13 protein-coding genes are annotated in these 12,132 nt (G+C 70.3%); 7 read left to right on the forward strand and 6 right to left on the reverse strand.

The annotated features are described in order from the left end of the window. The first annotated feature begins 100 nt into the window (after window positions 1–100). Genes SLNSH_RS10795 through SLNSH_RS10810 form a run of 4 tightly spaced genes read left to right on the forward strand, consistent with a single transcriptional unit; the run spans window position 101 to window position 3,968 of the window. Window positions 101–1,114, forward strand: a complete 1,014-nt coding sequence (locus tag SLNSH_RS10795) for an ABC transporter permease subunit (protein ID WP_106336920.1) — start codon at window positions 101–103, stop codon at window positions 1,112–1,114. Beyond that, window positions 1,104–2,009, forward strand: a complete 906-nt coding sequence (locus SLNSH_RS10800; protein ID WP_106336921.1) for an ABC transporter permease subunit — start codon at window positions 1,104–1,106, stop codon at window positions 2,007–2,009. Before SLNSH_RS10795 ends, SLNSH_RS10800 begins: the two co-directional genes overlap by 11 nt. A 4-nt stretch (window positions 2,010–2,013) precedes the next feature. After that, the gene (locus SLNSH_RS10805) at window positions 2,014–3,003 is read left to right on the forward strand and encodes an ABC transporter ATP-binding protein (RefSeq protein ID WP_106336923.1); all 990 of its coding nucleotides are present in this window, start codon (window positions 2,014–2,016) and stop codon (window positions 3,001–3,003) included. 53 nt (window positions 3,004–3,056) lie between these two features. Then, window positions 3,057–3,968 carry a dipeptide ABC transporter ATP-binding protein gene (locus tag SLNSH_RS10810; protein ID WP_245422254.1) on the forward strand — a complete coding sequence of 304 codons (912 nt, stop codon included), beginning with the start codon at window positions 3,057–3,059 and terminating at the stop codon, window positions 3,966–3,968. Between the two features lie 329 nt (window positions 3,969–4,297). Here the strand turns inward: SLNSH_RS10810 and grpE are convergent, their stop codons facing one another. Together grpE and SLNSH_RS10820 are read right to left on the reverse strand one after the other, a co-directional pair. After that, on the reverse strand, window positions 4,298–4,930 hold the full coding sequence (grpE, locus tag SLNSH_RS10815) for a nucleotide exchange factor GrpE (RefSeq protein ID WP_106336927.1): 633 nt from the start codon (window positions 4,928–4,930) through the stop codon (window positions 4,298–4,300). Between the two features lie 104 nt (window positions 4,931–5,034). Beyond that, on the reverse strand, window positions 5,035–6,141 hold the full coding sequence (locus tag SLNSH_RS10820; protein ID WP_245422242.1) for a penicillin-binding protein activator: 1,107 nt from the start codon (window positions 6,139–6,141) through the stop codon (window positions 5,035–5,037). A 255-nt stretch (window positions 6,142–6,396) separates the two neighbouring features. Here SLNSH_RS10820 and rsmI point away from each other — a divergent pair, with 255 nt between their 5' ends. From rsmI to gshB, 3 genes are all read left to right on the forward strand, one after another. After that, the gene (gene rsmI / locus SLNSH_RS10825) at window positions 6,397–7,323 is read left to right on the forward strand and encodes a 16S rRNA (cytidine(1402)-2'-O)-methyltransferase (protein WP_106336930.1); all 927 of its coding nucleotides are present in this window, start codon (window positions 6,397–6,399) and stop codon (window positions 7,321–7,323) included. 2 nt (window positions 7,324–7,325) lie between these two features. Further along, window positions 7,326–7,706 carry a YraN family protein gene (locus SLNSH_RS10830; protein WP_280954467.1) on the forward strand — a complete coding sequence of 127 codons (381 nt, stop codon included), beginning with the start codon at window positions 7,326–7,328 and terminating at the stop codon, window positions 7,704–7,706. 99 nt (window positions 7,707–7,805) lie between these two features. Continuing rightward, window positions 7,806–8,753 (forward strand): glutathione synthase, encoded by a 948-nt coding sequence (gene gshB, locus SLNSH_RS10835; RefSeq protein WP_106336932.1) that lies wholly within the window; start codon window positions 7,806–7,808, stop codon window positions 8,751–8,753. Between the two features lie 115 nt (window positions 8,754–8,868). On the opposite strand, the gene SLNSH_RS10840 is transcribed toward gshB, so the two are convergent. The 4 genes from SLNSH_RS10840 to SLNSH_RS10855 all read right to left on the reverse strand — a co-directional run bounded on the left by SLNSH_RS10840 (window position 8,869) and on the right by SLNSH_RS10855 (window position 12,060). Continuing rightward, entirely contained in the window at window positions 8,869–9,378 is a 510-nt protein-coding gene (locus tag SLNSH_RS10840; RefSeq protein ID WP_106337133.1) for an OsmC family protein, read from the reverse strand. A 32-nt stretch (window positions 9,379–9,410) separates the two neighbouring features. Further along, entirely contained in the window at window positions 9,411–10,193 is a 783-nt protein-coding gene (locus SLNSH_RS10845; RefSeq protein ID WP_106336934.1) for an ABC transporter ATP-binding protein, read from the reverse strand. Beyond that, a complete protein-coding gene (locus tag SLNSH_RS10850; protein ID WP_245422258.1) occupies window positions 10,193–10,987 on the reverse strand; it encodes an ABC transporter permease in 795 nt (264 codons plus the stop codon). Before SLNSH_RS10850 ends, SLNSH_RS10845 begins: the two co-directional genes overlap by 1 nt. A 95-nt stretch (window positions 10,988–11,082) precedes the next feature. Beyond that, window positions 11,083–12,060 carry an aliphatic sulfonate ABC transporter substrate-binding protein gene (locus SLNSH_RS10855; RefSeq protein WP_106336936.1) on the reverse strand — a complete coding sequence of 326 codons (978 nt, stop codon included), beginning with the start codon at window positions 12,058–12,060 and terminating at the stop codon, window positions 11,083–11,085. Window positions 12,061–12,132: the final 72 nt, after the last annotated feature.

Below are 12,132 nucleotides of genomic sequence, written 5' to 3' on the forward strand. Positions count from 1 at the left end.
GCGCCGCCCTCGCCGCGCTTCCGACCCGGCGAACGGCGCCTTCCATGCATGCTAGACAGCGGCCGCCGCGGGCGGCGCTGGCGATCCCGCGTAGGATTCGATGATCAAGTTTCTCCTGAAGCGTGCGGCGCTGACGCTGCCCACCTTCTTCGCCCTGATGTTCGTGACCTTCGTGGCCATCCGCATGGTGCCGGGCGACCCGGTCGAGGTGCGGACCGGCGAACGGGGCATTTCGCCCGAACGCTTGGCCCAGTTCCGTCATGAGCTCGGGCTCGACCAGCCGATCTGGAAGCAGTTCCTCGACTATGTGTGGCAGCTGCTGCACGGGGACTTCGGCACGTCGATCGTCACCAACGAGAAGGTGCTGACCGAGTTCTTCTCCCTGTTCCCGGCGACGCTGGAGCTGTCGCTCTCGGCCATGCTGTTCGCCGTGGTCCTGGGCGTCCCAGCCGGCGTCACCGCCGCCGTGAAGCGCGGTAGCTGGTTCGACCACACGCTCATGGGCGCGGCCGTGACCGGCTTCTCCATGCCGATCTTCTGGTGGGGCCTGCTGCTGATCATGCTGGTGTCGGAGCGCTGGGGGCTGACCCCGGTGTCCGGCCGCATCGACCTGATCAACTACTACTTCGAGCCGGTCACCGGCTTCATGCTGATCGACGCGCTGAGGTCGGACCAGCCGGGCGCGTTCTGGTCGGCGCTGCACCACCTCATCCTGCCCACCATCGTGCTGGGCACGGTGCCGCTCGCCGTGATCGCCCGCATGACGCGCTCCTCCATGCTGGAGGTGCTGAGCGAGGACTACGTCCGGACCGCGCGGGCCAAGGGCCTGTCGCCCTTCCGGGTGATCGGCTTCCATGCCCTGCGCAACGCGCTGATCCCGGTGGTCACCATCGTGGGCCTGCAGGTCGGCACGCTGCTCGCCGGCGCGGTGCTGACTGAGACGATCTTCTCCTGGCCAGGGGTCGGGAAGTGGCTGATCGAGGCAATCGGCCGGCGCGACTACCCCGCCCTGCAGGGCGGCATTCTGCTCATCTCGTCGATGGTGATCGTCGTGAACCTCATCATCGACGTCCTGTACGGCGCCATCAACCCGAGGATCCGCCATGGCCGTTGACGCGCTCGCCGCCCAGCCGGCGCAGCCGGCCCCGCCCGGCCCGCTGCGGGCCTTCTGGGCCTCCTTCTCCGAGAACAAGGGCGCGGTCGGCGGCCTCGTCGTGCTGGTCGTCATCGCCCTGCTGGCGATCTTCGCCCACGTCGTGTCGCCCTATTCGCCCTACGAGCAGTTCCGGGACTTCACCAAGCTGCCGCCGGCCTGGGAAGACGGCGGCAACTGGCAGTTCGTCCTGGGCACCGACGCGCTCGGGCGCGACACGCTGACCCGGCTCATCTACGGCGCACGCATCTCGCTGTTCATCGGCATCGCGGTGATGGCGACGTCCGTGGTGGTAGGCGTGCTGATGGGCCTCACGGCCGCCTTCCTGGGCGGCGTCGTGGACACCGTGATCATGCGGATCATGGACCTGATCCTGTCCGTGCCCGGACTGGTGCTCGCCATCCTGGTGGTGGCGGTGCTTGGCCCGAGCCTCACCAACACCATCGTGGCGGTCGCGATCGTGTACCTGCCTAGCTATGTGCGCCTGGTCCGCGCCTCGGCGCTCGGCGAGCTCGGCAAGGACTATGTCACCGCGTCGCGGGTGGCGGGCGTGGGCACGCTGCGGCTGATGTTCGTCACCATCCTGCCGAACTGCCTGGCGCCGCTGATCGTGCAGGCTGCGCTCGGCGTGTCCAACGCCATCCTGGAGGCCGCCGCGCTCGGCTTCCTGGGGTTGGGCGCGCAGCCGCCCACGCCCGAATGGGGCGCCATGCTGGCGGACAGCCGGGAGTTCATCCGCTCCAACCCGTGGATCGTGACCCTGCCGGGCCTCGCCATCCTGGTCACCGTCGTGGCCATCAACCTGATGGGCGACGGCCTGCGCGACGCGCTCGATCCCAAGCTGAAGAGGAGCTGAACCGATGAGCCTCCTCGAAATCCGCAACCTCTCTGTGTCGTTCGCGACTCGCTCCGGGCAGTTCAAGGCCGTGGACGGGGTGGACCTCACCGTGGACCAGAACGACGTCGTCTCCATCGTGGGCGAGTCGGGCTCCGGCAAGTCCGTGGCGATGCTGGCCGTCATGGGCCTGCTGCCATGGACCGCCACCGTGACCGCGGACGCCATGCGCTTCGACGGCCGCGACCTGCTGACGATCTCGGACAGGGACCGCCGCAAGATCATCGGCCGCGACATCGCGATGATCTTCCAGGAGCCGATGACGTCGCTGAACCCGTGCTTCACGGTGGGCTTCCAGTTGGGCGAAACGCTGAAGACGCATCTCAAGCTGGACCGGGCGGCGCGCAAGAAGCGCGCGATCGAGCTCCTGGAGGAGGTTGGCATCACCGACCCCGCGCGGCGGCTCTCGGCCTTCCCGCACCAGCTCTCGGGCGGCATGAGCCAGCGCGTCATGATCGCCATGGCGATCGCCTGCCGGCCGAAGCTGCTGATCGCGGACGAGCCCACCACGGCGCTGGACGTCACCATCCAGGCGCAGATCCTCGACCTGCTGCTGCGGCTCCGGAAGGAGACCGGGATGGGCCTGGTGCTCATCACGCACGACATGGGGGTGGTGGCCGAGACCGCCCACCGCGTGGTGGTGCAGTACGCCGGCCAGCAGGTGGAGAAGCAGGAGACGGCCGGGTTGTTCTCGGACCCGCATCACCCCTACACGGCGGCGCTGCTCGCCGCCCTGCCGGAACGGGCGACCGGGCGCATCCTGCCGAGCATCCCGGGCGTGGTGCCGGGCCAGTTCGACCGGCCCGTCGGGTGCCTGTTCTCGCCGCGCTGCGCCTTCGCGACGGACCTGTGCCGCCGGGTCCCGCCGCCGCCGGCGCCGCCCGAGCTGGGTTCCGCCCTGTGCCACTACGCCCTGGTGAAGGGTCAGCCCACCAACCGGGAGCAGGCCGCGTGACCGTCGTCCTCGAAGGCCGCAACCTCTCGCGCGACTACAGCGCGAAGCGCGGCATGTTCTCGCCCCTCGCCACCGTGAAGGCGCTGAAGGGCGTCTCGTTCGACCTCGAAGCCGGCAAGACGCTGGCGGTGGTGGGCGAGTCCGGCTCGGGCAAGTCCACCCTGGCGCGCCTCGTCACCATGATCGAGGAGCCCACGGAGGGCACGCTCAAGATCAACGGCGTGGACCTCGTGCACGCCTCCAGGGCGGACCGCCGCCGGCTGCGCAGCGAGGTGCAGATCGTCTTCCAGAACCCGTATGGTTCGCTCAATCCGCGCCAGACCATCGGGGCTGCCCTGGAGGAGCCTCTGATCGTCAACACGAGCCTGTCCGCCGCCGAGCGCAAGAAGGCGGCGCGGGACATGATGGCGCGCGTCGGCCTCAGGCCGGAATATGTGGAGCGTTACCCGCACATGTTCTCCGGCGGCCAGCGCCAGCGCATCGCCATCGCGCGGGCCCTGATGCTGCGGCCGAAGATCCTGGTGCTGGACGAGCCGGTTTCGGCGCTGGACGTGTCGATCCGCGCCCAGGTGCTGAACCTGCTCGCAGAACTGCAGCAGGAATTCCAGCTCGCCTACCTGTTCATCTCGCACGACCTGTCGGTCGTCCGGCACATCGCCGACGAGATCATGGTGATCTATCTGGGCCACGCTGTGGAGGTCGGCACGCGGGACGCCATCTTCTCCGCGCCGCAGCATCCCTACACGCGGGCGCTGCTGTCCGCGACGCCGGTGGCGGATCCCGGGGCCAAGAAGGAGCGGATCGTGCTGCAGGGGGAGTTGCCCTCCCCCTTCAATCCGCCGAGCGGCTGCCCCTTCAACCCGCGCTGCCCGCTCGCCTTCGAGCCCTGCCCCAAGCAGATGCCCGGGCTCGACTTCAAGCACGGCCGCCGCGTCGCCTGCTGGGCCGTGCCGGACGAGCCGTAACGCTTCGCCGTCCTAGCGAAGAGGCAACTCAGGCGCAACGGCTGGATGACAGAGGAAGGGAACAGGCGACCGCGCCTGTCCGTCATTGCGAGCGCAGCGAAGCAATCCAGAGGCGGCCGGGCGCACAGGTTGGCGTCCCGCGGCCGCTGGATTGCTTCGTCGCTGCGCTCCTCGCAAAGACGGGTGGAGGGCCGCGCGCCTTGTCCTGGATCCCCTTCGCGCGCCTGCAGGGCGCCGGGGATGACGGCGTGCAGGTGTCGGGCGGAGTCCATACACGGCGCCCGGCCCGCTGGAGCCCTTCGGTTCGCTAGCAAGGACCGGTGAGAAGCTTACGCCTGCTTGTCGACCGAGGCGTCCGCGCCATTGGCGCCGGGCTTGGGGCCGCCGCGGGCGACGCCGACCAGGGCGGGGCGCAGGACGCGCTCGCCGATGACGAATCCGGGCTGAACCACCTCGAAGACCGAGCCATGCGGCACGGCGGGGTTCTGGACCTCGAACATGGCCTGATGGAAGTTCGGGTCGAACTTCTCGCCCTTAGGGTCGATCCTGCGGATGCCGTGGCGCTCGAGCGTCTTCAGAAGGTCGCGCTCGGTGAGCTCCACGCCCTCCTTGAGGGCCTTGAGGGCCTGGTCGGCGGCCTCGGCGGCCTCGGCCGGCAGGCTCTCCAGGGCGCGGCGTAGGTTGTCCGCCACCGTGAGCATGTCCTTGGCGAAGTTCGTGGTGGCGTAGGCGCGCGCGTCCGCCACTTCCTTCTCGGTGCGACGGCGCAGGTTCTCCATTTCGGCCAGCGTGCGCAGCACCTTGTCCTTGAGGGACGCATTCTCGGCGTTGAGCGCCTCGATCACCGAATGGATGTCGCGCTCGGGCTCGCCGCCCTGCTGGGCGCCAGCGCCGGCCGAGGCCTCGGGGCCGTCCGCGGCCGTGTCGACAGCGTTCTCGGTCTGCGGGTCAGGTTGGGTCATGGCGTCGCTTTATACACGGAGATGTCTGGAAGATGGCCCGGATATCAGCCTCGCGACGCGGAAAATCAAGGGCGCCTGTGGGGGTGAACGCCTGCGAGCGGTCCTTACATGCCTGCCGCGAAGCTGCGGGGGGCCGCGCTGATCACGCTGGACGAGCCCGCTCCGACCTGCAGCACGGCCAAGCCGCGCTGGTTGGTCCCGTCCTGGCGGAAGCGGAACAGCCCGTCCGTGCCGACCACCCCCTCCGGGTTGGTGAAGGTCGCCTCGGCGAAGGCCTGGGCGCCGTATTTGCTCGAAAGCGCATTCACGAGGAAGACCGCGTCGAAAGCCAAAGTGGCGATTCGGGTCGGGTCGGCGCCGAAGCGGGCGCGGTAGCGTGCGGCGAAGTTGTTGAAGCCGGCCTTGTCGGGCGCGGCGTACCAGCCGCCCTGCAGCACCCTGGAGCCGAACACGCGCGGTTCGTCCCACAGCCCTGTGCCGAGCAGTTGCAGCTTCGCGTCGCCGAGGCCGGCCGCGGCGAGCGCGGGGGCGACCAGGGCCAGGCCGTCGCCACTGTCCGGCAGGAGCAGGGCGTCCGCCTGATCGCCGAGGGCGGCGATGCGCCTGGCGGCGACCTCGACGGAGGGCTTGTCCTGGTTGTAGCGCTCCAGCGCGGCGACCCTCACGCCATAGCGGGCCGCAGCCTCCTGGAAGGCGGCGGTGACGACCGTTCCGTAGGCCGTATTCGGGATCATGGCGGCGATCGAGCGCTTCCCGCGCGAGGCGGCATAGCCGACGATGCGGTCCACTTCGGATTCCGGCATGAAGCTGAGCAGGTAAACGCCCCTGGCCGCCACGGCGGCGTCCGTGGAGAAGGCGATCACCGGCTTGCCGGCCTGGCCCGCAACCTGCCCGGCGGCCTGCACGGATGGGGCGAAGAGAGGGCCGACGATGACTTCGGCGCCCTCCGCCAGCGCCTGCTGGGCCGCCTCGCGGCCTCCGTCGGCGGCGCCCCGGTCGTCCTTGACCAGCAGGGCGACCTTAGAGTTCGGGAACTCGGCGACAGCCATTTCAGCCGCGTTCCGGAGACTTGCGGCGGCGACGCCGGTCTGCCCGGCGGCCGACAAGGGCAGCAGCAAGGCGACGCGCAGCTTGCCGGGCTCGGGCTCCGCCTGGGCCTTGTCGGCCGAAGCGGCCGGCTCGGGCGAGGCGCCCAGCCCGAGGTCGGGCATCGTTCCATTGCATCCGGCGGCGCAAAGCGCGAGGGCGCCCGCGCCCATCCCGCGGAGAAGCGCCCTGCGCGACGCGTCCGTTCCCATCCCTGGCACGACCTGCCCTCTCCCCTGGCGCGCCCGCCCCCGGGCTCGTCCGGATCCGCCAGGCGCAAGCCTGGCCAGCCGTGATTGCTGACTCCTGTGTACCGGCCCGGCCCGCTTTTGCGAAGCCGGCGCGGGCGTGCGATGGTCGATCGGACGGGAATCGAGGCAATGACGCAACACAGCCATCACGGGACCGGGGCCGAGCGCCTGTCGGGCTTCACGGCCTTCGGCATGCGGGCGGAAGCGACGCCCATCGCGCCCGGCCTGCATGTGGTTGCGACTCCCATCGGCAACCTGGGAGACGTGTCGTTCCGCGCGCTGGGCACGCTCGCGGCGGCGGCCGCCGTGCTGGCGGAGGACACCCGGGTCACCAAGACCCTGCTGGCGCACTATGGCATCACCACGCCGCTGATCCCCTACCACGAGCACAACGCCGAGGAGATGCGGCCGCGCATCCTGGCCCGCCTGAAGGAGGGCGAGGCGCTGGCGCTCGTGTCCGACGCGGGCACCCCGCTGGTGTCGGATCCCGGCTTCAAGCTGGTGCAGGCGGCGCTCGCGGAGGGCCTGCCGGTCACCGGCGTGCCCGGCCCCTCGGCCGTCCTGGCCGCCCTGGTGGTCGCCGGCCTGCCCACAGACCGCTTCTTCTTCGAGGGATTCCTGCCGCCCAAGAGCGCAGCCCGGCGCGAGCGGCTGGAGGCCCTGCGGGCCGTACCCGGCACGCTGGTGTTCTTCGAGTCGCCCCGGCGCGTGGCCGAGATGCTGGCCGACGCGCGCGACGTGCTGGGCGAGCGCCCGGCCGCGGTGGCGCGCGAGCTCACCAAGTATTACGAGAACGTCCGCCGTGGCTCCCTGACCGAGCTCGCCGAGCGCTACGCCGGCGAGGACGCGCCCAAGGGGGAGATCGTGGTGCTGATCGGCCCGCCCGGGCAGGCGGCCGAGGCGAGCGCGGCCGAGAGCGAGGAAGCGATCGACGCGAAGCTGCGCGCGCACCTCGGCAAGCTCTCGGTGAAGGACGCCGTAGCCATCGTCGCCCAGGAGACGGGCATGCCCCGCAAGCGCGTCTACGCCCGCGCCGTCGCGCTGGTGAAGGAATAGCCGTGGCCAGCCGCCGCGCTCCGTCCGACCGTCGGGCGGCGCTGCGGCGGGGGATGCACGCGGAGATTGTCGCGGCCGCGTTCCTGCTCGCGAAAGGCTACAGGATCCTGGCCTGGCGCTACGCCGGGGACGGGGGCGAGATCGACCTCGTCTGCCGGCGCGGCGCCGTGATCGCCTTCGTGGAGGTGAAGCAGCGGGCAGACCTGGACGCGGCCGGGTGGGCGATCGGCCCTGTCAAGCAGCAGCGCTTCCAGCGGGCGGCGCGGCGATGGATCGCCCGCAACCCGTGGGCCTCGGCCATGACGCTGCGCTGCGACGCCGTGCTGCTCGCGCCCTGGCGGTGGCCGCGGCACATCCCGGACGCGTTCACCCTCTGGATGTGAGCTTGCGCGCATGCAAGCTCCCTGCGGGTTGCGCCGCACAGGGAAGCGGGACAAGGTGCCGGCCCGGCCGGTTCGGCCGCCCGCGTCCAGGAGATCCCCATGCCGTTGACCGTCGCTGTCCAGATGGACCCCATCGAGCGCATCAACACCGCTGGGGACTCCACCTTCGCGCTGATGCTCGAGGCGCAGGCGCGCGGACACCGGCTGTTCTACTACACCCCCGACAAGCTCTCGATGCGCGACGGCGTCGTGACCGCGCCCATGCAGCCGGTTGAAGTGCGGGACGTGAAGGGCGACCACTTCACGCTGGGCGAAATGGAGCGGCGCAACGTGGCCGACATGGACGTGCTGCTGCTGCGGCAGGACCCGCCCTTCGACCTCGCCTACATCACCACCACGCACCTCCTGGAGCGGGTGCATCCCAGGACGCTGGTGGTGAACAACCCCATTCACGTGCGCAACGCGCCGGAGAAGATCTTCGTCACCGAGTTTCCGCAGCTCATGCCGCCGACGCTGATCACGCGCGACATGGACGCCATCAACGCCTTCCGGGAGGAGCACGGCGACATCGTGATGAAGCCGCTCTACGGCAACGGCGGCGCGGCGGTGTTCAAGGTGGGCCGGAAGGACCCGAACTTCGGCTCCCTGTTCGACCTGTTCTCCGTCACCTTCCGGGAGCCCTGGGTGGTGCAGCGCTTCCTGCCCCAGGTGAGCGAGGGCGACAAGCGCATCATCCTGGTGGACGGCGTGGCGCTCGGGGCGGTGAATCGCGTGCCCGCGGAGAACGACATCCGCTCCAACATGGTGCGCGGCGGGGCGGCCGAGACCACCATGCTGTCCGACCGCGAGCGGGAGATCTGCGACACGATCGGCCCGCGCCTGCGCGAGATGGGGCTTATGTTCGTCGGAATCGACGTGATCGCTGGCAACCTTACCGAAATCAACGTCACGTCGCCCACCGGCATCCGGGCCATCAAGCGCCTGGGCGGGCCGGACCTCGCGGTCTCCATCTGGGAGACGATCGAGGACAAGGTTGGACGGGCCTAAGCGCTCAGCCGTCCTGGCGAGGAGCGCAGCGACGAAGCAATCCAGGACGCGGCGCTGAACCGCCGGATTGCTTCGCCTCGCTATGATGGGGCTGTCGCCCGGGTTTGCGGGCCGCTCAGCCCCGGTTCACCTGCACGCTGAGCTGCGGCTTGTTGTTGATGGTCTGGAAGACCACGCAGTAGCGCTCCGTCAGCTTGAGCAGGGAGTCGATCTTCTCCTGCGGGGCGTCCGTGTCGAGGTCGAAGGCCAGGCGGATCTCGCGGAAGCCGACGGGGGCCTCGCGGTCTACGCCGAGTGTGCCGCGGAAGTCGAGGTCGCCCTCGGCGCGGACCACGCCCTTGCGGAGCGGGATCTCCAGGGCGGTGGCGACGGCCTTCAGGGTCACGCCCGCGCAGGCGACCAGCGCCTCCAGCAGCATGTCGCCGGAGCAGAGCTCCGCGCCGGAGCCGCCGGTGGCGGGATGAAGGCCGGCGACGGCCAGCGCGCGGCCGGTCTCGACCTTGCAGGCGATCTTGGCCTCGTCGATCTCGCCGGAGGCCTTGAGGGTGATCACGGCCGCGTCCGGCGCCTCCTTGTACTTGGCCTTGATGGGGGCCTGCATGGCGCGCAGCGCGCCCGCGTCGATCGCCTCGGACATTCTGTTCTCCCTGGGGTTGCTCACCACCACAGCTCGGCGCCGCCGGCGGTGGGGTTCGGGTGTTCTTCGGTCGGCCGAAGCGACCGGTCGAGCGCATTCAACACGCGGCGCTTGGCCTTGTCGAACCCGGGCGCGAGCTTGTCGCGCGGGCGCGCGGCCCGCACCGAGATGGTCTCGAACACGCGGCCGGGGCGCGGGCGCATGACCACGACGCGATCCGCCAGCGCGACCGCTTCCTCGACGTCGTGAGTGACGATCACCACCGTGGGGCGGCTCGCCTCCCACAGGGCCAGCAGGTGGTCGTGCAGGCTGGCGCGGGTGAAGGCGTCGAGCGCCGAGAAGGGCTCGTCCAGCAGCAGCACCTTGGGGCGGGCGACCAGGGCGCGGGCGATCGACACGCGCTGCTGCTGGCCGCCGGACAGCTCCCGCGGCCAGCGCCGGGCGTGCTCGGCGAGGCCAACCTTGTCGAGAGCCTGGACCACGCGGTCCCGCCGCTCGGCGCGGGGCAGGTCCTGGATGCCGAAGGCGACGTTGTCGGCCACCGTCAGCCAGGGCAGCAGGCGGGGCTCCTGGAAGACGATGCCGACCGCCGGGTGCGGGCCCAGGATGGGCTCGCCATCCACGGTGATCGCGCCTTCAGAGGCGGCGTCGAGGCCGGCGACGAGGCGCAGCAGCGTGGTCTTGCCGCAGCCGGAGCCGCCGACGACGGCGAGGATCTCGCCTTCCTCCACGGCGAGGTTCACCGACTGGAGCGCGCGGGCGCCATCCGCATAGGTCTTGGTGAGGCGATCGACCACGAACATCAGAGCCGTCCCCGCCGGGTGTCCTGCCAGGCCGTGAGCGGCGTCCCGATGGCGACCAGCACGCCGTCGCAGAGCTTGCCGAGCAGCGCGAAGGCGATGATGGCCGCCAGGATCTGGTCCGGCCGGCCCATCTGCTGGCCGTCGAGCAGCAGGTAGCCGAGGCCCTCGGAGGCGCCCATCAGCTCGGCGGCGACCACGAACATGAAGCCGAGGCCGAGGCCCGAGCGCAGGGCCAGGATCCAGGCCGGCAGCACGGCCGGCAGCAACACGCGGCGCACCATGGCGAAGCCGGACAGGCGGAAGACGCGGCCCACCTCCAGGAGCTTGCGGTCGATGCCCTCGATGGCGCCGGCCACGCCCAGATAGACGGGGAAGAACACGCCGACCGCGATCAGGATGATCTTCGAGGTCTCGAAGATGCCGAACCAGAGCAGGAACAGCGGCACCCAGGCGATGGAAGGGACCGAGCGCAGGGCCTGCAGGGTCGGGTCGAAGAACCAGCGGAAGCGCTCGGAGGCGCCGGCGAGCGCGCCCACGGCCGTTCCGAACAGGGCCCCAAAGGCGAAGCCGGCCAGGACGCGGCCGAGCGTGGCGCCCACATGGGTCCAGAGATCGCCGGTGCGGGCGAGGCTCCAGAACGCCTCGAAGATCCTGGAAGGCGGCGGCATGAGCCGGCCCTGGGCGAGGCCGAGCCGCACAGCGGCTTCCCAGCCCAGCGCCAGCGCGACAGGCAAAACCAGGCCGAGCACGACCGGGCGGGCGCGAACGGCCGAACGCGGCGCCGTCGGAGACAGCGCCGCGTCGGCAGCCTCGGCCGCGAGGGAGGACGGCCGTGGCTTGGTGATGGTGGAGGCGTCCAAGGCGGTCTCCGCTGAAACTCCGCGGACGCTTACTGGGTCTGCGCCTTGCCGGCGAGGAATTTCGGCTCGATCAGCGCGTTCACGGTCGCCTTCACGTCGACCGACGGCTCGATCACGCCGGCCTGCTGCAGGGCGAGCCCGGCCTTGAGGATCGTCTCAGCCTGGGGCTGGCCGATCGGCCCATGGGTGAGCTCGGTGCGCTCGAGTTGCTTGGCGATGACCGGCTCGGGGAGCTTCGTGGCGGCGACGAGCGTGGCGGTCAGCTCCTTCGGGTTGGCGAGCGACCACTCGCGGGCCTTCTCGTAGACCTTCAGGACGCGGGAGACGAGCTCCGGGTTCTCCTTGGCGAACTCCTCGCGGACGTTCAGGATCCCCCAGGTGTTGGCGGCCGGGTTGCGGTAGAAGAGCTTCGCGCCGCCCTCCACCTCGGCCGCGGCCATCAGCGGGTCGAGGCCCGCCCAGGCGTCCACGTCGCCGCGCTCCAGGGCGGTCCGGCCGTCCGGATGCTGCAGCAGGACGAGCTTCACGTCCTTCTCCGTCAGCTTGGCGTCGGCCAGCGCGCGCACCAGGAAGATGTGCGGGTCGGTGCCGCGCGTGACGGCGACGCGCTTGCCCTTGAGGTCCTGCACGGTCTTGATGGCGTCGTTCTTGGTCACGAGCGCGGTCCACTCGGGACGCGAGTAGACGTACACGGACTTGATCGGGTTGCCGTTGATCTTGGCGACCAGCGCGGCGGAGCCTGCCGTCGAACCGAAGTCGACCGAGCCGGCGTTCAGGAACTCGAGCGCCTTGTTGGAGCCGAGCGACTGGACCCAGCGGATGCTGATCCCGTCCTTCTTGAACTCCTCCTCGAGGAGGCCCTTGTCCTTGAGGACGAGGCTGACCGGGTTGTAGGTCGCCCAGTCGATGCGGATCTCTTTGACCTCCGCGCGGGCGCTCGTGGCGCCGGCGGCCAGGCACAGGGACGCGGCGAGCGCGAGGGTGTGGCGGCGGTTGATGGTGAACATGGGCTCCTCCTTCTCACTCACGGCTGCAGGGGATGCGGTCGTGGGTGGAGGGGCTCCGCCCGCGGCGCTTTA

Source organism: Alsobacter soli (genome assembly GCF_003004785.1).
GTDB lineage: Bacteria > Pseudomonadota > Alphaproteobacteria > Rhizobiales > Beijerinckiaceae > Alsobacter > Alsobacter soli.

Bases quoted from the DNA above. Each gene is read 5' to 3' on its own strand.
- SLNSH_RS10795 (WP_106336920.1), top strand. From the start codon at position 101: ATGATCAAGTTTCTCCTGAAGCGTGCGGCGCTGACGCTGCCCACCTTC.
- SLNSH_RS10800 (WP_106336921.1), top strand. From the start codon at position 1,104: ATGGCCGTTGACGCGCTCGCCGCCCAGCCGGCGCAGCCGGCCCCGCCC.
- SLNSH_RS10805 (WP_106336923.1), top strand. From the start codon at position 2,014: ATGAGCCTCCTCGAAATCCGCAACCTCTCTGTGTCGTTCGCGACTCGC.
- SLNSH_RS10810 (WP_245422254.1), top strand. From the start codon at position 3,057: ATGTTCTCGCCCCTCGCCACCGTGAAGGCGCTGAAGGGCGTCTCGTTC.
- grpE (WP_106336927.1), bottom strand. From the start codon at position 4,930: ATGACCCAACCTGACCCGCAGACCGAGAACGCTGTCGACACGGCCGCG.
- SLNSH_RS10820 (WP_245422242.1), bottom strand. From the start codon at position 6,141: ATGCCCGACCTCGGGCTGGGCGCCTCGCCCGAGCCGGCCGCTTCGGCC.
- rsmI (WP_106336930.1), top strand. From the start codon at position 6,397: ATGACGCAACACAGCCATCACGGGACCGGGGCCGAGCGCCTGTCGGGC.
- gshB (WP_106336932.1), top strand. From the start codon at position 7,806: ATGCCGTTGACCGTCGCTGTCCAGATGGACCCCATCGAGCGCATCAAC.
- SLNSH_RS10845 (WP_106336934.1), bottom strand. From the start codon at position 10,193: ATGTTCGTGGTCGATCGCCTCACCAAGACCTATGCGGATGGCGCCCGC.
- SLNSH_RS10855 (WP_106336936.1), bottom strand. From the start codon at position 12,060: ATGTTCACCATCAACCGCCGCCACACCCTCGCGCTCGCCGCGTCCCTG.